The organism is Piscinibacter sp. HJYY11, assembly GCF_016735515.1.
In the GTDB taxonomy this organism is placed as follows: Bacteria; Pseudomonadota; Gammaproteobacteria; order Burkholderiales; family Burkholderiaceae_C; genus Rhizobacter.
Genome location: NZ_JAERQZ010000001.1, coordinates 1227204 through 1248639, shown reverse-complemented (window position 1 = coordinate 1248639; position 21436 = coordinate 1227204). Strand labels below are relative to the sequence as shown.

21 protein-coding genes are annotated in these 21436 nt (G+C 67.3%); 7 read left to right on the top strand and 14 right to left on the bottom strand.

From position 1 onward, the window contains the following. Positions 1–3 precede the first annotated feature (3 nt). The 8 genes from JI745_RS05635 to JI745_RS05600 form a co-directional block, all read right to left on the bottom strand. A complete protein-coding gene (locus tag JI745_RS05635) occupies positions 4–870 on the bottom strand; it encodes an ABC transporter ATP-binding protein (RefSeq protein ID WP_201804497.1) in 867 nt (288 codons plus the stop codon). Beyond that, positions 867–1805: an ABC transporter permease gene (locus JI745_RS05630; protein WP_201804496.1), complete on the bottom strand. Its 939-nt coding sequence runs from the start codon at positions 1803–1805 to the stop codon at positions 867–869. The genes JI745_RS05635 and JI745_RS05630 overlap by 4 nt, the downstream gene beginning before the upstream one ends. Before the next feature lie 10 nt (positions 1806–1815). After that, entirely contained in the window at positions 1816–3264 is a 1449-nt protein-coding gene (locus JI745_RS05625) for an ABC transporter substrate-binding protein (RefSeq protein WP_201804494.1), read from the bottom strand. A gap of 82 nt (positions 3265–3346) precedes the next feature. After that, positions 3347–3685 carry a ferredoxin FdxA gene (gene fdxA, locus JI745_RS05620; protein WP_201804488.1) on the bottom strand — a complete coding sequence of 113 codons (339 nt, stop codon included), beginning with the start codon at positions 3683–3685 and terminating at the stop codon, positions 3347–3349. 83 nt (positions 3686–3768) lie between these two features. Beyond that, positions 3769–4731 carry a HEAT repeat domain-containing protein gene (locus JI745_RS05615; RefSeq protein ID WP_201804486.1) on the bottom strand — a complete coding sequence of 321 codons (963 nt, stop codon included), beginning with the start codon at positions 4729–4731 and terminating at the stop codon, positions 3769–3771. 2 nt (positions 4732–4733) lie between these two features. After that, complete coding sequence (locus tag JI745_RS05610; RefSeq protein ID WP_201804485.1) at positions 4734–4967, bottom strand: ferredoxin family protein; 234 nt, start codon at positions 4965–4967, stop codon at positions 4734–4736. Between the two features lie 21 nt (positions 4968–4988). After that, a complete protein-coding gene (locus JI745_RS05605; protein WP_201804483.1) occupies positions 4989–6716 on the bottom strand; it encodes a fumarate reductase/succinate dehydrogenase flavoprotein subunit in 1728 nt (575 codons plus the stop codon). A gap of 13 nt (positions 6717–6729) precedes the next feature. Further along, entirely contained in the window at positions 6730–7545 is an 816-nt protein-coding gene (locus JI745_RS05600) for a GntR family transcriptional regulator (RefSeq protein WP_201804482.1), read from the bottom strand. 352 nt (positions 7546–7897) lie between these two features. Between JI745_RS05600 and JI745_RS05595 the strand changes: the two genes are divergently transcribed. From JI745_RS05595 to JI745_RS05585, 3 genes are all read left to right on the top strand, one after another. After that, positions 7898–9079 carry an acetyl-CoA C-acetyltransferase gene (locus JI745_RS05595; RefSeq protein ID WP_201804480.1) on the top strand — a complete coding sequence of 394 codons (1182 nt, stop codon included), beginning with the start codon at positions 7898–7900 and terminating at the stop codon, positions 9077–9079. Positions 9080–9193: 114 nt separating this feature from the next. Further along, positions 9194–10438 carry a hypothetical protein gene (locus tag JI745_RS05590; protein WP_201804478.1) on the top strand — a complete coding sequence of 415 codons (1245 nt, stop codon included), beginning with the start codon at positions 9194–9196 and terminating at the stop codon, positions 10436–10438. Between the two features lie 207 nt (positions 10439–10645). Then, positions 10646–11578 (top strand): LysR family transcriptional regulator, encoded by a 933-nt coding sequence (locus tag JI745_RS05585; RefSeq protein WP_201804477.1) that lies wholly within the window; start codon positions 10646–10648, stop codon positions 11576–11578. Here the strand turns inward: JI745_RS05585 and JI745_RS05580 are convergent. Further along, positions 11575–13071 carry a hypothetical protein gene (locus tag JI745_RS05580; RefSeq protein ID WP_201804476.1) on the bottom strand — a complete coding sequence of 499 codons (1497 nt, stop codon included), beginning with the start codon at positions 13069–13071 and terminating at the stop codon, positions 11575–11577. The two genes, JI745_RS05585 and JI745_RS05580, sit on opposite strands and share 4 nt — an antisense overlap. A 121-nt stretch (positions 13072–13192) precedes the next feature. Then, complete coding sequence (locus tag JI745_RS05575) at positions 13193–13588, bottom strand: nuclear transport factor 2 family protein (RefSeq protein ID WP_201804474.1); 396 nt, start codon at positions 13586–13588, stop codon at positions 13193–13195. A 64-nt stretch (positions 13589–13652) separates the two neighbouring features. Between JI745_RS05575 and JI745_RS05570 the strand changes: the two genes are divergently transcribed. Together JI745_RS05570 and JI745_RS05565 are read left to right on the top strand one after the other, a co-directional pair. Further along, complete coding sequence (locus JI745_RS05570; protein ID WP_201804472.1) at positions 13653–14126, top strand: MarR family winged helix-turn-helix transcriptional regulator; 474 nt, start codon at positions 13653–13655, stop codon at positions 14124–14126. 27 nt (positions 14127–14153) lie between these two features. Beyond that, on the top strand, positions 14154–14570 hold the full coding sequence (locus JI745_RS05565; RefSeq protein WP_201804470.1) for an ester cyclase: 417 nt from the start codon (positions 14154–14156) through the stop codon (positions 14568–14570). Positions 14571–14657: 87 nt separating this feature from the next. Here JI745_RS05565 and JI745_RS05560 read toward each other — a convergent pair whose 3' ends face one another. Together JI745_RS05560 and JI745_RS05555 are read right to left on the bottom strand one after the other, a co-directional pair. Next, positions 14658–15386: a DUF502 domain-containing protein gene (locus tag JI745_RS05560; RefSeq protein WP_201804469.1), complete on the bottom strand. Its 729-nt coding sequence runs from the start codon at positions 15384–15386 to the stop codon at positions 14658–14660. 72 nt (positions 15387–15458) lie between these two features. Next, entirely contained in the window at positions 15459–16097 is a 639-nt protein-coding gene (locus JI745_RS05555) for a hypothetical protein (RefSeq protein ID WP_201804467.1), read from the bottom strand. Between the two features lie 223 nt (positions 16098–16320). Between JI745_RS05555 and JI745_RS05550 the strand changes: the two genes are divergently transcribed. Next, positions 16321–18231 (top strand): PAS domain-containing sensor histidine kinase, encoded by a 1911-nt coding sequence (locus JI745_RS05550; protein ID WP_201804466.1) that lies wholly within the window; start codon positions 16321–16323, stop codon positions 18229–18231. Here the strand turns inward: JI745_RS05550 and JI745_RS05545 are convergent. Beyond that, entirely contained in the window at positions 18209–19144 is a 936-nt protein-coding gene (locus tag JI745_RS05545) for a ParA family protein (RefSeq protein ID WP_201804459.1), read from the bottom strand. The two genes, JI745_RS05550 and JI745_RS05545, sit on opposite strands and share 23 nt — an antisense overlap. A gap of 213 nt (positions 19145–19357) precedes the next feature. On the opposite strand from JI745_RS05545, the gene JI745_RS05540 reads away from it, so the two are divergent. Beyond that, positions 19358–20533: an MFS transporter gene (locus tag JI745_RS05540; RefSeq protein ID WP_201804458.1), complete on the top strand. Its 1176-nt coding sequence runs from the start codon at positions 19358–19360 to the stop codon at positions 20531–20533. Here JI745_RS05540 and JI745_RS05535 read toward each other — a convergent pair. Continuing rightward, positions 20515–21357: an arylamine N-acetyltransferase gene (locus tag JI745_RS05535; RefSeq protein WP_201804456.1), complete on the bottom strand. Its 843-nt coding sequence runs from the start codon at positions 21355–21357 to the stop codon at positions 20515–20517. The two genes, JI745_RS05540 and JI745_RS05535, sit on opposite strands and share 19 nt — an antisense overlap. Between the last annotated feature and the right edge of the window lie 79 nt (positions 21358–21436).

Below are 21436 nucleotides of genomic sequence, written 5' to 3'. Positions count from 1 at the left end.
CCATCACACCAGCTGCCCCACGCCTTGCGGGCCGACCTCGGTGCACAGCCCGGCGAGGCCGCCTTCGCTCAACTCTCCGCCCATGGCCGCGATGCTCTCCTCGCGGATGAGGCCCTTGATCTGCCGCACCATCGCCGCGAACTCGGGCGTGGCCGTCATCTCGGGCGTGCGCGGCCGCGGCAGCGGCACCGGCAGCTCGGCCTTGATGCGCCCCGGGCGAGCCGTCATCACGTAGATGCGGTCGGAGAGGAACACCGCCTCGTCGATGTCGTGCGTGATGAAGAGCACCGAGATGCGCAGGCGCTGCCACATGTTGGTCAAGATCTCCTGCATCACGACGCGGGTCTGCGAGTCGAGCGCGCCGAAGGGCTCGTCCATCAGCAGCACCTGCGGGCTGGTGGCGAGCGCGCGCACGATGCCCACGCGCTGCTTCATGCCGCCCGAGAGCTGGTCGGGGTAGTGGTTCTCGAACGAGAGCAGGCCCGCGAGGCCCAGCAGCGTGCGCGCCTGCGATTCACGCTCGCTTGCCGACACGCCTTTCATCTTGAGCCCGAACTCGACGTTCTTGCGCACCGTCATCCAGGGGAAGAGCGAGTACTGCTGGAACACCACGCCACGGTCGGAACCCGGGCCGGTGATGGCCTGCCCGTCGAGCATCACCTGGCCGCCGTTGGGCTTGAGGAAGCCGGCCACCGCGTTGAGCAGCGTCGACTTGCCGCAACCCGAGGGCCCGATCAGCGAGACGAACTCGCCCGGCCGCACGTGCACGCTCGCCGAGCGCACGGCCTCGACCTCCTGGCCCTTGACGTTGAAGCGGATGTGGAGGTCGCGCACGTCGACGCGCCCCTGCGATGCCACGGTGCTGCTCATGCCTTGCCTCCCGAATGCGCCTGCCACGGCATGGCCAGCTTCGCCAGCAGGCGGATGCCGCCACTGCACAACAAGCCGAGCACGCCGATCGTGATCATCCCGAGCGCGATCTCGGCGTAGCTGATCAGCGAATACGCCTCCCAGGTGAAGTAGCCGATGCCGAACTGGCCCGAGATCATCTCGGCCGCGATCAGCGACACCCACGCCACGCCCATGCCGACCGCCAGCCCCGTGAAGATGTGCGGCAGCGCGCCGGGGATCACCACATGGCGCAGGAGGCTCGCTTCACCGGCGCCCAGCGTGCGCGCCGCGCGCAGCAGCACCGGGTCGAGCGACTCGACGCCGTGCACCGTGTTGAGCAGGATGGGGAAGAAGGCGCCGAGGAAAGTGATGAAGACGATGCTCACCTCGTTGTCGGGCCACAGCATGATCGACATCGGCACCCAGGCGATGGCCGGGATCGGGCGGAAGATTTCCATCGCCGGCATCGCCAGGCCCCGCACCAGTCGGTAGCGCCCGATCAGCACGCCGAGGCCCACCCCCAGCACGGTGGCGACGAGGAAGCCGAGCAGGATGCGCCGCACGCTGATGCCGATGTTGGTGATGAACTTCGGGCTGCTGTTGACCTCGACCACCTTCTCCAGCACCGCCGCCGGCGTGGGGATGTTGTTGAAGCGGATGTAGGCGTCGAGCTTGTAGTGCGTGGCGAGTTGCCAGAAGAGCAGCACGCCCGCGATCGAGATGGCCGCCATCAGCAGCATCGCGCCGCGGCCGTCCCAGAAGCGGCGCCAGAGCGAGGGCGTGGTGGGCGTGGCCACGGGCAGGGGCAGCGGGGTCACGCCCTGGCCCACGTGGGCGGGTGGTGCGGCCGCCGCACGGGCCGGCGCGGCCTCCAGCGGCGGGGTGAAGTCTTCGACTCGTTGCAGGGCGCGCATGGTGCTCACTTCACTTGGTGGTAGCGACAACGGTGGCCGAGGCCTGGCCCAGGGCCTCGGCGTAGGTGGCGAGCTTGCCGTTGGTCTTGGCCGCGTGGGCCTCGGCGTCCTTCTTCAGCAGGAAGGGCACGGCCACCGGTGCCTTGGGGTTGCTCGCGTCGAGCGCGTAGAAGGCCTTGTCGGCGACAACCTTGATGCCGAGCGCCTTGTCGTAGAGATAGGCGACATTGACCTTCTTGCCCGCCGCTTCGTACTGCTTCACGCCGGCCAGCAGGCAGGCGGGCGAGCTCACCGGCACGATCTCGCCGGTCGAGAGCCAGATCTCGCCGGCTTCCTTGGGGCGCGTGACCGGCACCTTGCAGATCGGGTCCTTGCCCGTGATGTCGTAGTTCGCGAGCGTCTGCTTCTGCGCGTCGTAGTCCTGGCCGCGCTGCTTGAAGGCTTCACGCACATAGCTCTCGTTGACCCAGGCGTTGACGTCGAAGTCCTTCACCCGGCCGAGCTTGGCGAGCACGCCATGCGCGATCTTGATGGTCTCGATCCAGCGCGGCTTGATGCTCGGGTCGAGCGTGTGGATGCCGCCCGGGCCGAGGAAGAGGTAGACCACCTCCTTCTCGATCTTGGTCCATTCCTCCACCTTCGTGGCCGCGGCCTTCGGGTCCTTGCGCACCCAGTCGTTCGCTTCCATCAGGGCCTTGATGTAGGCCACCACCGCCTCGGGGTACTTGTCGGCGAACTCCTTGCGCACCACCACGCCGTGGAAGGTGGGGATCTTGGTCTGCGCGCCGTCGAAGATCTTGCGGGCGAAGCCGCGGTGCGGCAGCAGGTCGGCGAAGGGCACGAAGTCGCCGTGGCCGTCGATCTTCTTTTCCTGCAGGTTGGTGGTGCCGACCTCGGGGCTCTGGCTCACCAGGTTCCAGAAGTCGTTGGGCCAGCCGCGCTCCTGCATGGCCTGCAGCATCATCCCGTGTGCCGCCGAGCCGAAGGGCACCGACACCGTCTTGCCCTTGAGGTCGGCCAGCTCGTAGTACGGGCTGTCCTTGTGCACCACCACGCCGTTGCCGGAGCCGAAGGCGTTGTAGGCGATCACCGCGATGAGCTGCGTCTCGTTGCCCTTGTTCTGCTGGCCGGTGGCGCCGTTCACCAAGAGCGGGTAGTCGCCCATCATCCCGATCTGCAGCTTGCCGGCGACCATGCCGTTGGTGATCGGCGGGCCGGAGGTGAAGTTCTGCCAGTCGAGCTTCCACTCGATGTTGGCGTACTTGCCAGTCTTGGGCAGGTGTTTCTCGAGGAGCTTCATCTCCTTGAGCACCACGCCGCCGGTGACGGTGTTGGTGGTGGTGTTCTGCGTGCCGATGCCGAGCGTCACGACCTCTTTCGCCGCGTGGGCGAGGCAGGGCATGACGAGCAGGCAGGCCATCAGGGTGGAAGGAACAAGCGAGAAGGTTGGCAACGTCATCTCAATCTCCTGGTGTGGTCGGTCGATCACAGAGCCGTTGCGCAAGATCGGTGCCTGCGCAGCGGCTCCACCTCTGTCTCCTTCAAACCTGCTCGACGCTTTCGGTCAGCAGGGCACGCTTGTTCTTCTGGTCGGCCCACGTGTCGGCGTCGGGCAAGGGGTCTTGGGCTGCGGTGATGAGCGGCCACTGCGCGGCCAGGCGCTTGTTGAGCGCGATGTACTCGTGGTGCTCGGGGGCCAAGTCCTTCTCGTCGAAGATGGCCTCGACCGGGCACTCGGGCACGCACACGCCGCAGTCGATGCAGGCGGCGGGGTCGATGACGAGGAAGTCGGGGCCTTCGTGGAAACACTCCACGGGGCAGGCGGCAACGCAGTCCGTGTACTTGCAGCGGATGCAGGCTTCGGTGACGACGAAGGCCATGTCAAGCCTCCCGCCGGGCCGCCCCAAGGGAGGCTTGCGCCCCCGTGGGGGGCAGTGAACGAAGTGAACGTGGGGGCTTCATATCAGGCTCCTTGCTTGGGCATTTGCATGGAGGTCAGCGCGAGCTTGGAGAGCTTGCGCACGTCGGGGTCCGGGTCCTGCATCGCACGCTCCAGCGGCGCGATCGCGCGCGAGTCGCCGATCTCGCCGAGGGCGATCACGGCTTCCTTGCGCAGGTTGCTCACCGGGTGGATCAGCGCCTCGATCAGCACCATCACGCCATCGCGCGCCTTGAGCTTGCCGAGGCTGCGTGCCGCTTTCACGCGCACCTGCCAGTACTCGTCGTCCATCGCCCGCACCAGGTTGGGCACGCCGAGCAGCGAGTTGGTCTTGGCATACGTGGTGGCCGCTTCCTCGCGCACCTGCCACACCGGGTCGGCGATGGCGCGGCCGAGGGCGGGCAGCACGCTCACGTCGGCCGTGTCACCGGCGTAGCTGATGGCGCCAACTGCGATGCGGCGCACCTCGGCGTCGGGGTCGTGCGCGGCAACTTCGGTGAGGGCGCCCAGCGCCTGCGGCTTCTTGAGGTAGCCGAGCACGCCGACCGCGGCGCGGCGCACGCGGGCGTCGGTGTGTTGCAGGGCCTGCATCGCCGGTTCGAAGGCAGCGTCGACCCGCAGGGCCCGCACCGCCTGCAACGCGGCCGCCTGCACCTCGGCGTCGGCATCCGAAAGGTAGGGCAGGATCGGCCCGGCCGACGAAGGCTCCTTCAGCTCGGCCAGCGTGTAGGCCACCGCGTCGCGCACCGCAGCGTCGCTGTCCTTCAGCAACGGCACCAGCGCGGTCAGCACCTCGTGCTCCTCGAAGCCTTCGAGCGCCTTGGCGGCCTCGAGCCGCACGCTCGCATCGGCGTCGGAAAGCGCTTCGACCAGCAGCGGTGCGATGTCGTCTTCCTCGTCGGTGTACGGCAGGTCGATGACGGCGATGCGGCGCACGCCCGCGTCGGGGTTGCGCAGCCGGTCGTGGATGGAGGCAACGGCGACCATGGTCAGCGCACCAGGTAGGGAATGTCGACCCGCACGGCGCCGGTCGGGCAGTCCTTCTCGCAGGGCATGCAGTACCAGCACTCGTCGAACTTCATGAAGGCCTTGTTCTTCGTCAGGTCGATGGCCAGCACGTCGAGCGGGCAGACGTCGACGCAGACGGTGCAGCCCTTGTCGGCGATGCACTTGTCCTCGTCGATCACGACCGGGGCTTGGGTTCGGGTCAGGGCGATGGTCATGGGGCTCTCCTTCGTCGTGGTTCAGGCAGCGGCGGGCGTGGCCACACGCAAGCGCTGGTAGGCGGACTTCTCTTCCTCGTTCAGCTCGACCACGTAGGGTTCGACGGCGCGCTTGCGGAAGACGGAGTTGCCGTTCTCGTCGCTCGTCACGTTGGTGTGGCAGAACCAGTTCGCGTCGTCCTTCTCGGGGTGGTCGACGCAGAGGTGGTAGAGGCCCCAGCGGCTCTCGGTGCGGTAGAGCGAGGCACGCGCGGCGAGCTCGGCGCAGTCGCGGATGGTGTGGGCCTCCATCGCGCGCATCAGCTCGTGCGGGTCGGTGGCGCTCATGTGCTGCAGGTCTTCACGGATCTCGTCGAAGCGCTGCAGGCCGATCTCCATCTTGCGGGTGACCTTGGGCGGCTGCAGGTAGTCGTTGACGATGCGGCGCGTCTTGTATTCCACCTGGAAGGGCGTCAGGCCCTCGGTCTTGCCGAGCGGGGCGTAGACGCGTGCGCGCTCGGCCTCGACCTTCTCCTGCGCGAAGCTCGGCTGCGAGATGCCGCTCACGTAGTCGGCCGCGTTCTCGCCGCAGAACTTGCCATAGACGAAGGCACCAAGCATGTAGTTGTGCGGGATGCTCGCGCAGTCACCCGCCGCATACAGGCCGGGGATCGAGCACTCGCCGCGCTCGTTGGTCCAGATGCCCGAGGCGCTGTGGCCGCTGCAGAAGCCGATCTCCGAGATGTGCATCTCGATCATCTGCTTGCGGTAGTCGGTGCCGCGCCCGGCGTGGAAGCGGCCGCGACTGGGCCGCTCGTTGGTGTGCAGGATGTGCTCGATCTCGCTGATGGTCTCTTCGGCGAGGTGGTCGAGCTTGAGGAACACCGGGCCGCGGCCGCCTTCGAGCTCGTTCCAGAACTCCATCATCATCTGGCCGCTCCAGTAGTCGCACTCGATGAAGCGCTGGCCGGCGTTGTTCGATGTGTAGCCGCCGAAGGGGCCGGTGACGTAGGCGCAGGCCGGGCCGTTGTAGTCCTTGATCAGCGGGTTGATCTGGAAGCACTCGAGGTTGGTGAGCTCCGCGCCCGCGTGGTAGGCCATCACGTGGCCCTCGCCGCAGTTGGTGGGGTTCTCGTAGGTGCCGAAGAGGTAGCCGCTGGCCGGCAGGCCCAGACGCCCTGCGGCACCGGTGCAGATGATCACGGCCTTGGCCTTGATCACGTGGAACTCGGCGGTGCGGCAGTCGAAGCCCATCACGCCGGCGATCTCGCCGCTCGGGCCGGTGAGCAGGCGGGTGGCGACCACGCGGTTGGTGATCTCAACGCGCGCACGCTTGAGCTGGCGGTAGAGCACGCGCTTCATGTGGTGCCCCTCGGGCATCGGCAGCACGTAGCTGCCGAGGTGGTGCACCTTGCGCACGGCGTAGTCGCCGGTCTCGTCTTTCTCGAACTTGACGCCCCACTTGTCCAGCTCTTCGATCATCGAGTAGCTGTTGCTCGCGTAGGCGTAGACACCTTTCTGGTCGACGATGCCGTCGTTGGCGACGGTGATCTCCTTGGTGTACTGCTCAGGGGTGGCATGGCCAGGGATCACCGCGTTGTTCAGACCGTCCATGCCCATGCTGATCGCGCCGCTGCGCTTGACGTTGGCCTTGTCCAGCAGCAACACCCTTAGCTTGGGGTTCTTCTCCTTGGCCTTCACCGCGGCCATCGGGCCGCCGGTGCCGCCACCCACCACGACGATGTCGTATTCGTGTTCGATCGTGTTCATCATTTCCTTCTCCTCAGGAGGCTCGGTCAGAGAGCGGCACGCGATCGACGCGCACCTTGTACTGGAAGGCGTCACCCCGGTAATAGAGGTGCTCGTAGTCGATGGGCGCGCCATCGGCGGTATGGGTGGTGCGCTCGATGAAGAGCACCGGGGAACCTTCTTCCACCTTGAGCTGCGTGGCGAGCGACTCGTCAGCGAGCGTCGAGCCGATCTGCAGTTCGGCGTGGCCGAGGGCGAGGCCGTAGTCGTTCTCGAGGATCACGAACACGTCGCGCGCGGCCAGGTCTTCCTTGGCGAGGCGCTGCCCGATGGCGGTGGGCACGTAGGTCACGTCGAGCGAGATCGGCTCGCGGTTGAGGAAGCGCAGGCGCTGCAACTCGGTCACCTTGGCGCGCTTGGGCAACTGCAGCTTTTCCAGCACCTGTGCTGGGGCTGCAACAGTCCTGATGGAAATCACGCGGGCGAAGGTCTCGTAGCCCATCTGCCGCATCGCCTCGCCGAAGCCCTGCAGCCGGCCCAGGTCCTGGAAGGCCTTGGGCTTGGAGACGAAGGTGCCCTTGCCGTGGATGCGGAAGATCAGGCCTTCGTTCTGGAGGTCGTTGAGCGCCTGGCGCACCGTGATGCGGCTCACCTCGAAGGCGGCCATCATCTCGCTCTCGGAGGGCATCTGCTGGTGCGGCTGGTAGCTGCCGTCGAGGATGCGGGCGCGCAGGATCTCCTTGATCTGCGTGTAGAGCGGCAGCGGTGAACTCAGCGTCACGCGTTGCGGCGTACCCGGCGCACTGACCAGCGTCAGCGGCTTCGTCGCGGTGGATCCCGTCTTGGCCATGGCCCTTCCAACTCGTTATGACAAGTCATCATGAGCATGAGCCGTGCCAGGCCGATCAAGGGTGTGGTGCGCGGCCTTGGTGCTGCCTGCACATGGCCGTTTTTTGGCGCCTGACGCCCGGTGAGAAGCGAAGAATCAGCGGCCCGGGCGCTCGCGCGGGGTGCGACTGGCGGTGCCTTGGCGTGCGCACCGAAGCGGTTCCACGTGCACCGTCGCGCGACGATCAGGTGCGCACATCACGGGCATCGGCCGCATCAGTGCCTTTCCTCAAGCGGCTGGGCGACCCGCGGGAGTACGCTGCGCTGACTGAACAGATGGTCATCCGTGGCCACGTCAAAAAGGAGACCCACACATGTCACAGGAAGCCTTCATCGTTGCCGCCACCCGCACCGCCGGCGGCCGCCGTGGCGGCCGGCTCTCGGGCTGGCACCCCGCAGACCTGGCGGCGCAGGTGCTGGACGCACTCGTCGCCCGCACCCAGGCCGACCGCGCTCTCATCGACGACGTGATCATGGGCTGCGTGGGCCAGGCCGGCGAGCAGGCGGCCAACGTGGCGCGCAACGCCATCCTCGCGTCGACGCTGCCCGAGTCGGTGCCCGGCACCACGGTCGACCGCCAGTGCGGCTCGTCGCAGCAGGCGCTGCACTTCGCGGCGCAGGCGGTGATGTCGGGCAGCATGGACGTCGTCATCGCCGCCGGCGTGGAAAGCATGACGCGCGTGCCCATGGGCATGCCGATGACGCTGCCGGCGAAGCAGGGCCTCGGCTTCTATGTGAGCCCGGCGATGCAGAAGCGCTACCCGGGCGTGGAGTTCAGCCAGTTCACCGGCGCCGAGATGATCGCCAGGAAATACGGCCTCTCGAAAGCGCAGCTCGACGAATACGCCTTCCACAGCCACCAGCGTGCCATCGAGGCAGTGCGCGCTGGCCGATTCGGCGAAGAGATCACCCCGGTGGCCGCACGCAGCGCCGAGAAGGGCGACCTGGGTGAGCAGCACACGGTCGACGAAGGCATCCGCTTCGACGCCTCGCTGCCGGGCATTGCCGGCGTGAAGCTGGTGCAGGAAGGCGGCGTGGTCACGGCCGCCACCGCCTCGCAGATCTGCGACGGCGCGAGCGGCGTGATGGTCGTCAACGAGCGTGGCCTGAAGGCCCTGGGCGCGAAGCCGCTCGCCCGCATCCATCACATGAGCGTGATGGGCCACGACCCGGTGATCATGCTGGAGGCGCCCATCCCCGCCACGCAGCGTGCGCTGAAGAAGGCCGGCCTGGCCATCGACGACATCGACCTCTATGAGGTGAACGAAGCCTTCGCCCCCGTGCCGCTCGCCTGGCTGCAGGTGACGGGCGGCCAGGCGTCGCGCCTGAACGTGAACGGCGGCGCCATCGCCCTCGGCCATCCACTCGGGGCCTCGGGCACCAAGCTGATGACCACGCTCGTGCATGCGCTGCACCAGCGCGGCGGGCGTTATGGGCTGCAGACGATGTGCGAGGGGGGAGGGCTGGCCAACGTGACGATCGTGGAGCGGCTTTGAGCGACCGCGGAGCCCATCGGTGAGAAAGCGCCGCGCCGTCAAGTTTGAGGATGGAAGCGGCTGCGCACAGGCCTATCGTGAAGCCTCTCTTTTCTTCGGGAGAAGCAGATGGGCATGGCAAGACTTCTGGTGACGGCTGGTGTGGCATTGGCCGGCGGTGGTTGCGCGCACCTCACCACCTACAACAAGCCTGTCGACCTGCGAAGTGGGTCGCTGGCCATCGACGTGAAACAGCGGGTTGTCTTTTCGCAGCAGACGATTGGACGAGAGGGAGCAACGAGCACAGTCGTGTGCGCAGAGCCCAGCCCGGACGCCCTGACCGTGTTGGGCGCGTCGGGCGCGCTGTCGATCAGCGCGCTTGAAAAAGGGGGCAACGTCGGAGCCAGCCTCGCGGAAACCGGGGCGTTTGTGGGGTTGCGGACGCAGTCCATCCAGCTGCTGCGAGACGCCATGTACCGCCTGTGCGAGGGCTATGCCGGCGGCGCCATCTCTCCACCGGACTACGCGGCGATGCAGCGCCGCTACCAGAGCACGATGATGGGCCTCATCGCCATCGAGCAGCTCACGCGGCCGGTGGTCGCGGGCCAAGCCTTGCTGACCAATGCCGCCAGTGCGCAGGCCGGCGCATCGGCGGGCGATGCTGCGGTCGACAAGGCCGAAGCCGGCGTGAAGTCGGCGTCGGACAGTTCACTGGCCGCCAAGTCGGAAACCGACAAAGCCACCGCCCGTCTCGAGAAAGCCAAGGGCGACGTGGCCTCGTTGAGCAAGCAACTGGCGATGGAAAAGGCCAAGCCCAAGCCGGATGAGGCGGCCATCAAGTCTCTCGTCGACCAGCAGCCTGCCGCCGACAAAGAGGTTCGCGACGCCGAGCTGGCCCTGGTCGACGCCAGGCGCCGTGAGGCTGCGGCCGATGAAAACCTGGGTCGTGCGCGCGCGCAGCTGCGCGATGCTCAGACGCGTGTCGTCACCTCGGCGTCAGGAGGCGGCGCGCTGGCTGCGGTGGCTCAGTCGACCGCAGCGTCCGCTGACTCACTCACCACCGGGGTCACGGCCATCGTGGAAGAGATCAATCGCAGCTACACCAAGGACACGTGCATCACGCTGATGGTGGAGCTGGCGCGGCCGCAGCCTGCTGCAGCTGTCGCGCCAGCTGTGGCAGTCGCGCCGGCCCTCCCCAGCCCCATGGCGCAGGTCCGTCCCTCGCTGGCGCCCGAGAACCAGGTTGCCGTGAACAACGCGTTCAAGCAGACGCTCGAAACATGCACGGCAATCCTGGCCGAAGCCGCTTCCGATGCGAAGCGGAAATCTGACCAGGCCGAGGAAGAACGCAAGCGGCGGGTCGACAAGAAGCCGTCGTAGCCTGGGCGCGGCCTCGTCTCCGCGCGGCGTGCCAGCTTGGTGGAACGTGGCGAGGAGGAGGTGGGTGTCGTAGAGATGGATCATGAGATCACTCTAGGAAGGCGGCCCCTCCTTGGGTAGCCGTGTGGTGGCTGACTGAATGACAACTCAAGGTTGACAATCCAGAGACCGTGGCTCGGGCATATTGCCCTTTCACCGTTCTCACGTATGGATGAACTCCGCGCCCTGCGTCTCTTTCACAAGGTCGCCCAGTCGGGCAGCTTCCGCCAGGTGGCCGCGAGCGAAGGGCTCACGCCGCAGGCGGTGAGCAAGAGCATCGCCCAGCTGGAGCAGCACCTGGGCGTGCGCCTGCTGTCGCGCACCACGCGGCGCAGCAGCCTCACGCAAGAGGGCGAAGCATTGCGCCGCTCGACCGGCGCTCCGCTCGACGACCTGACCCAGGCGCTGCGACGGGTCAAGGCATCCGTCGAGCGTGTGTCGGGCGTCGTGCGCATCAGCGCAGCGCCGTCGGCCCGGCATGTGCTCGCGGAGCCGCTCGCGCGTTTCTGCGAAGAGCATCCCGACGTCACCATCGAGTACCTCTCGGACAACAGCTTCACCGACATCGTGACGGAGCAGGTCGACGTGGGCTTCCGCTCGGGCCTGCAGCCGCAGGGCGAGCTGGTCGCGCGCCGCCTCTTCACCGTGAGGCTGGTGGTCTGCGCGGCACCGTCCTACCTGGCGCGGCACGGCAAGCCCGCGTCTCCGGACGAGCTGCGCCACCACCGCTGTACCGCCTTTCGCCACAGCGAATCGGGGCGCCTGCTGCCGTGGGAGTTTGACGAGGCCGGGCAGCTGCGCACGCTTGAAGTCGAGCCCGTCTTCCTCGTCAACGACCCCGAAGTCGAACTGAGCCTCGTGCGCACCGGTGCAGCGATCGGGCAGCTCGACAGCATCACCGCCGGCGCGGACCTGCAGGAAGGGCGGCTCATCCCCTTGTTTGCAGAGCTCGCCAGCAACCGCCTCGGCTTCTACATCTACTACCCGAGCCGCAAGAGGCTCCCGCGCCGCACCCGGGCGCTGATCGATCACGTGACGGACTGGCTGCTGGAACGCGAGGCTCCTCGCACCGCCGCCGCCTCGCGCTCAACAGCAGCTTAGTTCGCCGGCTTCTCGGCAGCTGCCGCAGGTGCAGGAGGCACGACGGGTACGGCGGCCACGGCTGGTGCGACGGGTGCTGCTGGCGTGACTGCGTCGACCGCTGCCTTGCAGCTGGGTGCCGCTGTCTCGACGTTGGACGGCCACTTGAGCGGCAATCCGCGCAGGACCGCCCACGTGACAAGATTGGCATCGAACCCGCTCAGGTTGATGGCGGCAATGGCGTTCTTGGTCTCGCGGCAAAAGTTGTCCGCCGCCTCCAATTGCGTTGCGGCATTGGCCAAGCGCTCGACGAGGGGCGTGTACCAAGTCTGGCGAGAGATGAAGGCTCGGATGGTCCCACCGCCTTCCGCTTCCTGGCTCAGTTGGAAGCCCAGAATCTCGCTGGCATCCTTCTGCGCGCTCGCGGCGTTTCTGGCGTCAGCGGCAGTCGTGTAGCAACGGCCAAGCCTGGGGCTGCCTGCCGAACCGCGTCCGAAATAGTCTGCCCAGGCGCCCAGAGGCGCGCCTCCCGGATTCGGATGCGGCCTTGGGACAAATGCGCCGCACACGTAGGACTCAACGAAGACGGAGGGACGGGGGTAGTCGAACGCAATCTCCCAACTCCCAGCCGAGTCTCGCTTGCCGTCCCAATTGCCTTCCTCCTGAGGCAGCATGAGCTCGACCTTCACGCCGACAGGGCCGTTGCTGTCTGCACGCCACAGCCGAAGGTCGACATCGGTCAAGCGGCGTTCAGCGATCGAAGACCCCAGCAGGGAGGACAGCACTTGGTCGAGGCGTTCCGCCTTGTCCTTGGTGCCCTGCTCAGTCAGCTTGGTGACGACGCTGCTTTGAATCCCCGCAAAGCCGGCGATCGCGGTCAAGGCTCGGATGCTGCGGCCAGCACCTTTGACGGTGTACTCGTTGTCCCCCCGCAAGGTGATTTCGAGCGTGGGGCTGCTCGAGCCGCCTCCGCTCTTGGTCAGGAACAAGGGAAAGTGCGAGCCCGTCATCAGCACCTCACGCGACCATGATTCGCCGTCCGAGGAGCTCTCGTGTGACAACGCGACGATCGGCACCGTTTGCTCGAGGCCGTTGACCTTCAACTTGGCGCTCAGAACCATCGAATGTTGCTTGCCGGACAACAGGCGCTTGATCTTGTTGCGCCCCTTGTATTCGAGTGAGGTTTCGCTGATGACGGTCTGAGAAGACACTTTCACCGCGCGCATCAACAGGCGCGTGTACATGCCCGAAAAGTCTGCGCCTTGGGCGCTCGAAAAGGACAGTGGGTCAGCATAGTTGGACAGCGGCAAGACGTCGACGTAGCGCTCGTCTTGCGTTCCGGTCAGCTTGCCCTGGTCCTTTTGCTGATTGCCGGACGGTGTGTTGCCTGTTGCCGCCGGCACGTCGATACCCGCCCGCTCATTCGCGAGCTGTTGCGTGGAACACCCCGCCAGCAGCATGACAAGCCCGCCGAGAACGAACAGCTCTGCGAGCCGTTGATGGCTCATGGTCATCTGCCACTCCTGGTCGCTGTTAGCCGCTTCGTACGATAGGGGCGCAGCAGGCCGTACCGCATCATCCGTATGAAGGAAGCACGTTCGGCCGTCGATCCATGCCGGTCTCGCCTGACCCGGTTCACCAAGCGTCAAAGCAGTCGTAGGTGACGTGACGTACCACCCGACCGCCGTCGAGTTCGATGAACTGGGCAAACCGTGCGGTCATCAGGCTGCCCGCCTTCAAGCCAAGCGGCGGAGCGTCCACGCTGAGTCGCCCGGACCATCTTGCCTCTACCGCCACATGGCTCTCCTGAACCACTGCTTGCTCGATCGCCAGCTTCTGCTCGGCCATGAGTGCACGGCCCCTGGCAGCAGCCTGCAGGATCTCCGACTTGTTGCGGGTTGCGCCGCCTGGCAAGAGCCGATTCGGGTGCTCGACCTGAACCGCGTGCGCCGCATACAACTCATCCAGGCGTGCGAGGTCAGAGTTCTCTATGGCGACAAAGAGTTCGCGGACGATTTCCAACGCTTTCATCATGGCCTTCCATAAACACAACCAAGGTTGTGTATAGTGCCATACGCAGGCCATTCGTCAAAGCATGACCGTCGACATTCGAAATCTGGACATCGGAACGCTCTGGTATCTGGTAGGGCAGGGATTCAACAAGGAAGTGCTCGAGCGCTTGAACTCCGAAGGATTCGCCGACGTGAAGGTTTCCTTCGGCTATGTCGTCCAGCATCTCCTGGATGGCGACAAGACCGCGACCGAGCTCGCAGTTCGCATGGGGATCACCCAGCAGGCTGCGTCGAAACGCATCCGCGAGATGCTCGATGCGGGTGTTCTCGAGCTGGCCGCCGGCAAAGACCGGCGTGAGTTGCGTGTGGCGCTCAGCCCGCTTGGCCGCACCGTCGTCGCTCGCACCAGAGCCATCCGAGAAGAGGTGGCGCAGGAGCTCTTGGCCGATGCTTCCGCGGCGGACGTTCGCGCTGCCAGAGGGTTGCTGTTCGCGGCGATTGAGCGACTGGGGATGAACCCAACGGTTGAACAGCGGCTCGTTCAAGAGCAAGGCTGAATCAGACCTTCTACTGCGGAGCTCTAGATGACCAATCTATCGGTGCGCGACTGTGCGCTCGCCTGGGTGCAGGCCTACAACTCGCGCAACCTGGATGCCCTGATGCTGTGCTACGACGAGCATGCCGTCAACGTTCAACACCCATGGGGCAAGGCCGTGCACGGCATCGCTGCGATCCGCAGCACTTACGAGCGCACCTTCAGCTGCTTTCCCGATATTTCTCTGAGCGTCGATGCTTGCATCACCGATGATGCGAAGGCCGCAATCCAATGGGAATTCAGCGGAACGATGCAGGGCGAGTTCGCCGGCCATCCACCGACGGGGCGCAAGTTCCAACTGCGAGGTTGCGAGATCCTGCGATTCTTTGCGGGCAGGGTCGTCGAGCAAACGGGCTATTGGGATCGGGCCACGATGTTCCGTCAGCTCGGTCTGCCGGGTGGATAACCGAGACGAACCCAGCGCGACGACAGAGCCTCCAGCGATCCAGCCAACGAGCAGCGAATCGATCGTGATCCCGCGCGGTGAAGTGGCTCAGCGGGTCGGTGGGCTGGCGCCAGCCTGCGAAGACGCGTTCCCGCCGTTCATGTACTGGCTCGTCGTCAGCCCCATCGAGACGTAGATGCTGGTCAGCGCCTCCATGCCGATGTCGGCACGGCTCACCCACTCCTCGGGCACGTAGAGGAGCCCTCCGCCGATTGGCACTGGTGCCGTGGGCACGAGCACGCCCAGGTAGCGGCGCCCACCGTCCATGACCACCGGCTCGGGTGTGCACAGCAGGGCGAGCACGGCGACCTTCTGCCCGTCGGCGCCCTGCGCATCATCTGCGGGGCGGCCGCCGAAATGCAGCCACACCGGGCTCATGGAGCTGAGCCCTTCGGTGCTCTTGCGCGAGAAGAGCTCGACCATGCGCGTGATCACGTCGTAGACGCTGCGCACGAGCGGGATGCGGGACATCAGCCGGTCGATCAGGCGCCGCACGCCGAGCTGGAGGCCGGCCTCGACCAGGAGGCCCAGCAGCCAGATCGCCGCGCACAGGAGCACCAGGCCCAGCACGTAGCCCACCGACTCCGAGCCCGAGACCGAGAGGCCGATGGCGACGAGCACCGAGCCGAACACGCTCGAGGGCCCAAGCCAGGTCGACAGCAGCTGCCAGGCCCAGGCGAGCAGCCCGATGGTGGCCGCAAGCGGCAGGATGGCGATGAGGCCGGTGAGAAAGGTACGGCCCTGGCGGTAGAGCTTGTCCTGGAGTCGAGGCAGCATGGGGTGGGGTGCAGAGCGCAGGTCCGAGGATCATAGAGACCACCCCTTGCGCTCACCCGCCTGCGCTCGGTCTCACGCGTGCGCGGGCTCCTGCGGCCGCCGGCGCGCGAGCTGCCACCGGCGCAGCCCCAGCAGGCCGAGGCCCAGCCCTGCCATCACGAGCGGCGGTACCTCGGGAACGGCAGGCACCGGGCCGAGTGTGAAGCTGAAGTTGTCGATCAGCGGCCCGAAGCTCGGGAAGCTGGAGCCGCCGAGCGCCACGAAGCTGAAGCCGGCGTCGTCATGCAGTCGGATCGGCGTGTTGGGGTCGTAGAACGGCGGCAGCGGCGGGTCGCCCGCGGGGTAACGGGCCACGCCCCATGGGATGCGGGCGGTGGTCATGGCCGTCACGTTGAGGAAGTGATCGGGCTCGACCCGCACGTTGAAGTCGAGGTCTTGCGGCGCGAAGCCCACGAAGGTGATCTGCGTCGACGACGTGCCCAGCAGCGACTGGTTGCCGGTGCGCGGGTCGCGCCACAGGTAAGCCCCGCTGATGTAGACGCCGTAGCCCAGGTATTCGCTACCGGTGAGCGGCACGCTGAACGGCCCCGAGCCGGCCGGCGGGCGGGTCAGGTCGTCGAAGGTGATGGTGTGCAGCGTCTGGGCCTGTGCGATGGCGGCACACGCCATCAGCGAGGCGAGGGCGATCTGGCGCGAAAGGAAGATGGGCATGGCGAGCTCCTGTGCGCTGCAGATCGCGGGAGCCCGATCGCTTGGCCGCGAGGGCCGGGCAGCGCGTGCCGGTGGCTCAGGGCGGCAAGGCGTGTGCCGGCAGCGGCTCGGCGAGGATTCCTCTTGTCGCCCCGCCCTTGGCTTCGGGAAACCGCTTCTCCCCGCGGAATTGGGGCCGCACGAATAATCCGGCCATGCACAACTGCCCCGCACGTGGACGCTGATGGACGAGAGCCGCTATCGGCTGCTGGTCGATTCGGTCACCGACTACGCCATCTACATGCTGGATGCCGACGGCATCGTGTCGAGCTGGAACAGCGGCGCCCACCGCTTCAAGGGCTACACCGAGGCCGAGATCGTCGGCCAGCATTTCTCCCGCTTCTACGTCGACGAGGACCGTGAGGTCGGCCTGCCGCAGAAGGCGCTGGCCACCGCGGTGCGCGAAGGGCGCTTCGAAGGCGAGGGCTGGCGCCTGCGCAAGGACGGCACGCGCTTCTGGGCGCATGTGGTCATCGACCCGATCCGCTCGCCGGGCACGGACGACCTGCTGGGCTTTGCCAAGATCACGCGCGACCTGAGCGAGCGCAAGGCGGCGGCCGAGCTGCTCAAGCGCAGCGAAGACCAGTTCAACCTCCTGGTGCAGAGCGTCACCGACTACGCGATCTACATGCTCGACGCGCAGGGCCGCGTGTCGAGCTGGAACCTGGGCGCGCAGCGCATCAAGGGCTACGCACCGGAAGAGATCATCGGCGTGCACTTCTCGCGCTTCTACACGGCGGAAGACCGAGCGCGCGACCGGCCGGCCATCACGCTGCAGACGGCCGCGCGCGAAGGGCGCTTCGAGGGCGAAGGCTGGCGCGTGCGCAAGGACGGCACCCGCTTCTGGGCCAACGTGGTGGTCGACCGCATCAACGGCCCCGAGGGCCAGCTGCTCGGTTTTGCCAAGGTCACGCGCGACGTGACCGAGAAGCGCGAGGCCCAGCACCAGCTCGAGATCGCGCGCGAGGCCTTCTTCCAGTCGCAGAAGATGGATGCGATCGGCCAGCTCACTGGGGGCGTGGCGCACGACTTCAACAACCTGCTGATGGCGGTGCTGGCCAGCCTCGCGCTCATCCGCAAGCGCATTCCCGAAGACCCGAAGACGCAGGCGCTGCTCGACAACGCGGTGCGCGGCGCGAAGCGCGGTGCCGAGCTGACGCAGCGCATGCTGGCCTTCGCACGCCGCCAGCAGCTGAAGCCCGCGGCGGTGAACGTGCCGGAGCTGGTGGAGGGCATGGCCGGCCTGCTGCAGAGCTCGCTCGGGCCGGGGGTGGGCATCGAGACGCGGTTCGCCGAAGGGCTCTCGCCGGTGCTGGTCGACGCCAACCAGCTCGAGCTGGCGCTGCTCAACCTGGCCGTGAACTCGCGCGATGCCATGCCGCACGGCGGCGTGATCACGATCGCCGCGCGCGAAGACGTGGCCCCGCCCGGCAAGGCCAGGCCATCAGCCCAGCGCTATGTGCGCCTGTCGCTGCAGGACCAGGGCGAGGGCATGGACGAAGAGACGCTCGCCCGGGCGACCGAGCCCTTCTACACCACCAAGGGCGTGGGCAAGGGCACGGGGCTGGGCCTCTCGATGGTGGAGGGCCTGGCCGCGCAGTCGGGCGGCTGGCTCGAACTCAAGAGCGCCAAGGGGCAGGGCACGACCGCCGAGCTGTGGCTGCCGGTGGCGCCTGCAGCGTCGGAGGTCCCCCCGCCGGCGCAGGCTGCGCCTCCGAGCCTGCCCGCCGCTTCCACCGGGCCGCTCACGGTGCTGGCAGTCGACGACGATGCGCTGGTGCTGATGAACACGGTCGCCATGCTGCAGGAGCTCGGCCACACGGTGCGGGAGGCGCCTTCGGCCAAGGAGGCGCTGGCCATGCTGGCCCGAGACGGCTCGATCGACCTGCTGGTCACTGACCAGGCGATGCCGCAGATGACGGGTGCGCAGCTCATCGAGGCGGCGCGGCTGGTGAAGCCGGGCTTGCCGGCCATCCTGGCGACGGGTTACGCGGACCTGTCGACCTCACTGCCACCGGACGTGCCGCGCCTGGCCAAGCCCTTCGACCTGGACGCGCTGTCGCACACGATCGTCAGCGCTGCAGGAGGCGGCTGACGCCCCAGCTCCCGAGCCAGTTGCCCACGCGGTCGGCCATGCCGGTGCGGGCGGGCGCGGCTTCGGCCGCAGGCGGCTGCGGCAGGGCCGGCTTGGCGGGCTGGAGCCGTGGCGCCGGCGGTCGCGGGGCGACGGCTTGTTGCGCCGCGGGCAGCGTCGACTGGGCGGGCCTCAGGCTGTCGGCGCGGGCGCTGGCGTTGGCGTTGGTGCTGGTGGACGAGGCGGCGGCCACGTCGATCGGCCGGCTCACCGGCGCCGGCACGGGCTTCGGGTGCAGCACCGGGTGCAGCCACTGGAGGATGGGCTGCCACTGGGCCAGGTCGGATTCCACCTTGGACGGGGGCAGGTCGAAAAGGGTCAGGCCCTGCTCGACGCAGCGCACGTAGCCCTGGGTCTCGCGCAGCACGCCGATGAAGGGGATCTCGTGCTTGCCGGCCCATTCGCGCAGGGTCTCGTCGGCCTTGGTGCGAGCGTCCAGCCGCATGCCGACGGCGGCCACCTTGCACTTGCCGGTGGCCACGCGGGGGAGCGTCATCAGCTCGGCGAAGCAGTCGGCGGCCGATTCGCGGTCGAAGACCGAGTTGCACACCGGCATCACGATCGCGTCGGCAAACATCACCACGCGGGCGAGGTCGAAGCCGCGCAGGCCGCCGGGGGTGTCGAGGATCACGTGCGTCACGCCGGGCGGGGAGCGCAGCACGCTGCGGGCATCGACCGTCCAGCCGACGATGGGCACCTTGTTCGTGACGGGCTGCTTGCTGCGCAGCCGCAACCAGGCCTGGGTGGACTGCTGCTTGTCCACGTCGCCCAGCATGACCGGGACGCCCGCGTGCGCCAGGTGAGCGGCCAGATGGGTGGCCAGCGTGCTCTTGCCGCTTCCACCTTTCCGATTGACGACTGCAACGACGGGCATGAAGACCTGTGTCTCTAGGGCTTGAAGGGCCCTGGGCTGTGGCGCGCGGGCAAAGGCCAGCGGGCCGCTCCATTACATCACCAAACCAGTGCAGCTCCCATAGGCGGCTGCCCTCGTAGATGCGAAGTGTTGCCGGCTTCGATACTCCACTTCAGTTCTTATATCGGCATGACAGCAGCAGTTCCTGATTCGAGATACGCCTGGATACGCTTGATGGCGTCCCTGGCGCTGATGACCATCGGCAGCGGCGGCATGTACCTGGTGGCGGTGGTGCTGCCCTCGGTGCAGGCGGAATTCGGCGTGGCGCGGGCCGATGCCTCGCTGCCGTACACGGCGCTGCTCATCGGCTTCGGCGTCGGCGGCATGCTGATGGGCCGGCTGGCCGACCGCTACGGGGTGATGGTGCCGGTGCTGATCGGCAGCGCGGGCCTCGGCCTCGGCTACCTCGCGGCCGGCCTCGCGCCCAATGTGTGGGTCTTCGCGCTGGCGCACGGGGTGCTGCTGGGCCTGCTCGGCAGTTCGGCCACCTTTTCACCGCTGGTGGCCGATGCCTCGCTCTGGTTCGTGAAGCGGCGCGGCACGGCGGTGGCCATCTGCGCCAGCGGCAACTACCTGGCGGGCGCCATCTGGCCGCCGGTGGTGCAGCACTTCAACGAACTGGTGGGCTGGCGCCACACCTATTTCGGCATCGGCGCCTTCTGCGTGCTGACCATGCCCTTCATCGCGCTGATGCTGCGCCCGCGGCCGCCCATGGCGCAGGTGTCGGCCGTGCCGGGCGGGGCGGTGGTGGCGAGCGAGCGGCCCTTCGGCCTCTCGATGAACAAGGCCCAGCTGCTGCTGTGCGTGGCCGGCGTGTCGTGCTGCGTGGCGATGTCGATGCCGCAGGTGCACATCGTGGCCTACTGCGGCGACCTCGGCTACGGCGCGGCGCGGGGTGCGCAGATGCTGTCGCTGATGCTGGGCCTGGGCATCGTGAGCCGGCTGGTGTCGGGCTGGATCTGCGACCACATCGGGGGCTTGCGCACGCTGCTGCTGGGCTCCACGCTGCAGGGCGTGGCCTTGCTGCTCTTCCTGCCCTTCGACGGCCTTGTGCCGCTCTTCGTGATCTCGGGGCTCTTCGGGCTCTTCCAGGGCGGCATCGTGCCGTCTTACGCGATCATCGTGCGCGAGCATTTCCCGCCCAAGGAAGCCGGCTCGCGGGTGGGTGCGGTGCTGATGTGCACGCTGCTGGGCATGGCGCTCGGCGGCTGGATGTCGGGCAAGGTGTACGACCTCACCGGCTCGTACCACGCCGCTTTCCTCAACGGCATCGCGTGGAACCTGCTCAACCTCGGCATCGCGTGGTGGCTGTTCCTGCGGGTGCGCAAGGCTCAGGGCGTGACGAACTGATCCAGGCCCTTGGGCAGCTTGGCCCACAGCGCCGAGCGCTGCTCGGTGGCCAGCTCCAGTTGGAAGTGCTGCTCCAGCGCAGCGTCGAACTCCGGTTGTGAGTTCAGGCGCGTGGTCACCGGCGGCACGTCCGGGCGGCGCTGCACCAGCCGGTCGTTGAAGAGGCCCACGCGCAGCTCGGGCGTCACCCGCTCCATCAGCAGGTTGTGGCAGAAGATCGAGCTGGGGTGCGTGGCCGTGAACCAGTTCAGCGGCTCGTAGTCGGCCGCGGCATGCGGCTCGAGCGTGAAGCGGTACATCGGCGTCCAGCCGGCGGGCAGGCGCGTCTCGGCGGTGTAGAGCTCGCCATCGAGCGTGAAGCGCAGCGTCGCATGCGGCGTGCGCTGGGGCTCGTCGGCGACGAGGGGCAGCGGCGTGTCCATCAGGTTGCCGCCGAAGCCGGCATCGGCGATGTAGGTGTCGGTGCCTTGGCCTTGCGGCACCGCCACCTTCAGCAGCATGTGGCTGCGCGGGCGCAAGGGCGCATCGGCCGGGCGCATCCACACCACGCGCGCGGCCAGCGCCTCCACCTCGAAGCCCAAGGCTTCCAGCGCCAGCTTGAGCAGGAGGTTCTGCTCGAAGCAATAGCCTCCGCGCCGGGCGTGCAGGAGCTTCTCCGTCACCGCCGCGGGCTCGAGCGACGGCGGCGTGCCCAGCAGCGGGTCGATGTTTTCGTAGGGGATGTGGGCCGGCTGGCTCGCGCAGAGTGTGCGCAGCAACGCGACACCCGGCTCACGCGGGCCGCGGTAGTCCAGGCGCCGCAGGTAGGCGTCGAGGTCGATCATGGGCAATCGTGTGATCAGGATGCGGCATTCTGCCGTTGCACCCGGTTGACGCCTGGGCCGTGCAGGTTCACGCTCCGCG

Bases quoted from the DNA above. Each gene is read 5' to 3' on its own strand.
- JI745_RS05635 (WP_201804497.1), bottom strand. From the start codon at position 870: ATGAGCAGCACCGTGGCATCGCAGGGGCGCGTCGACGTGCGCGACCTC.
- JI745_RS05630 (WP_201804496.1), bottom strand. From the start codon at position 1,805: ATGCGCGCCCTGCAACGAGTCGAAGACTTCACCCCGCCGCTGGAGGCC.
- JI745_RS05625 (WP_201804494.1), bottom strand. From the start codon at position 3,264: ATGACGTTGCCAACCTTCTCGCTTGTTCCTTCCACCCTGATGGCCTGC.
- fdxA (WP_201804488.1), bottom strand. From the start codon at position 3,685: ATGGCCTTCGTCGTCACCGAAGCCTGCATCCGCTGCAAGTACACGGAC.
- JI745_RS05615 (WP_201804486.1), bottom strand. From the start codon at position 4,731: ATGGTCGCCGTTGCCTCCATCCACGACCGGCTGCGCAACCCCGACGCG.
- JI745_RS05610 (WP_201804485.1), bottom strand. From the start codon at position 4,967: ATGACCATCGCCCTGACCCGAACCCAAGCCCCGGTCGTGATCGACGAG.
- JI745_RS05605 (WP_201804483.1), bottom strand. From the start codon at position 6,716: ATGAACACGATCGAACACGAATACGACATCGTCGTGGTGGGTGGCGGC.
- JI745_RS05600 (WP_201804482.1), bottom strand. From the start codon at position 7,545: ATGGCCAAGACGGGATCCACCGCGACGAAGCCGCTGACGCTGGTCAGT.
- JI745_RS05595 (WP_201804480.1), top strand. From the start codon at position 7,898: ATGTCACAGGAAGCCTTCATCGTTGCCGCCACCCGCACCGCCGGCGGC.
- JI745_RS05590 (WP_201804478.1), top strand. From the start codon at position 9,194: ATGGCAAGACTTCTGGTGACGGCTGGTGTGGCATTGGCCGGCGGTGGT.
- JI745_RS05585 (WP_201804477.1), top strand. From the start codon at position 10,646: ATGGATGAACTCCGCGCCCTGCGTCTCTTTCACAAGGTCGCCCAGTCG.
- JI745_RS05580 (WP_201804476.1), bottom strand. From the start codon at position 13,071: ATGACCATGAGCCATCAACGGCTCGCAGAGCTGTTCGTTCTCGGCGGG.
- JI745_RS05575 (WP_201804474.1), bottom strand. From the start codon at position 13,588: ATGAAAGCGTTGGAAATCGTCCGCGAACTCTTTGTCGCCATAGAGAAC.
- JI745_RS05570 (WP_201804472.1), top strand. From the start codon at position 13,653: ATGACCGTCGACATTCGAAATCTGGACATCGGAACGCTCTGGTATCTG.
- JI745_RS05565 (WP_201804470.1), top strand. From the start codon at position 14,154: ATGACCAATCTATCGGTGCGCGACTGTGCGCTCGCCTGGGTGCAGGCC.
- JI745_RS05560 (WP_201804469.1), bottom strand. From the start codon at position 15,386: ATGCTGCCTCGACTCCAGGACAAGCTCTACCGCCAGGGCCGTACCTTT.
- JI745_RS05555 (WP_201804467.1), bottom strand. From the start codon at position 16,097: ATGCCCATCTTCCTTTCGCGCCAGATCGCCCTCGCCTCGCTGATGGCG.
- JI745_RS05550 (WP_201804466.1), top strand. From the start codon at position 16,321: ATGGACGAGAGCCGCTATCGGCTGCTGGTCGATTCGGTCACCGACTAC.
- JI745_RS05545 (WP_201804459.1), bottom strand. From the start codon at position 19,144: ATGCCCGTCGTTGCAGTCGTCAATCGGAAAGGTGGAAGCGGCAAGAGC.
- JI745_RS05540 (WP_201804458.1), top strand. From the start codon at position 19,358: ATGGCGTCCCTGGCGCTGATGACCATCGGCAGCGGCGGCATGTACCTG.
- JI745_RS05535 (WP_201804456.1), bottom strand. From the start codon at position 21,357: ATGATCGACCTCGACGCCTACCTGCGGCGCCTGGACTACCGCGGCCCG.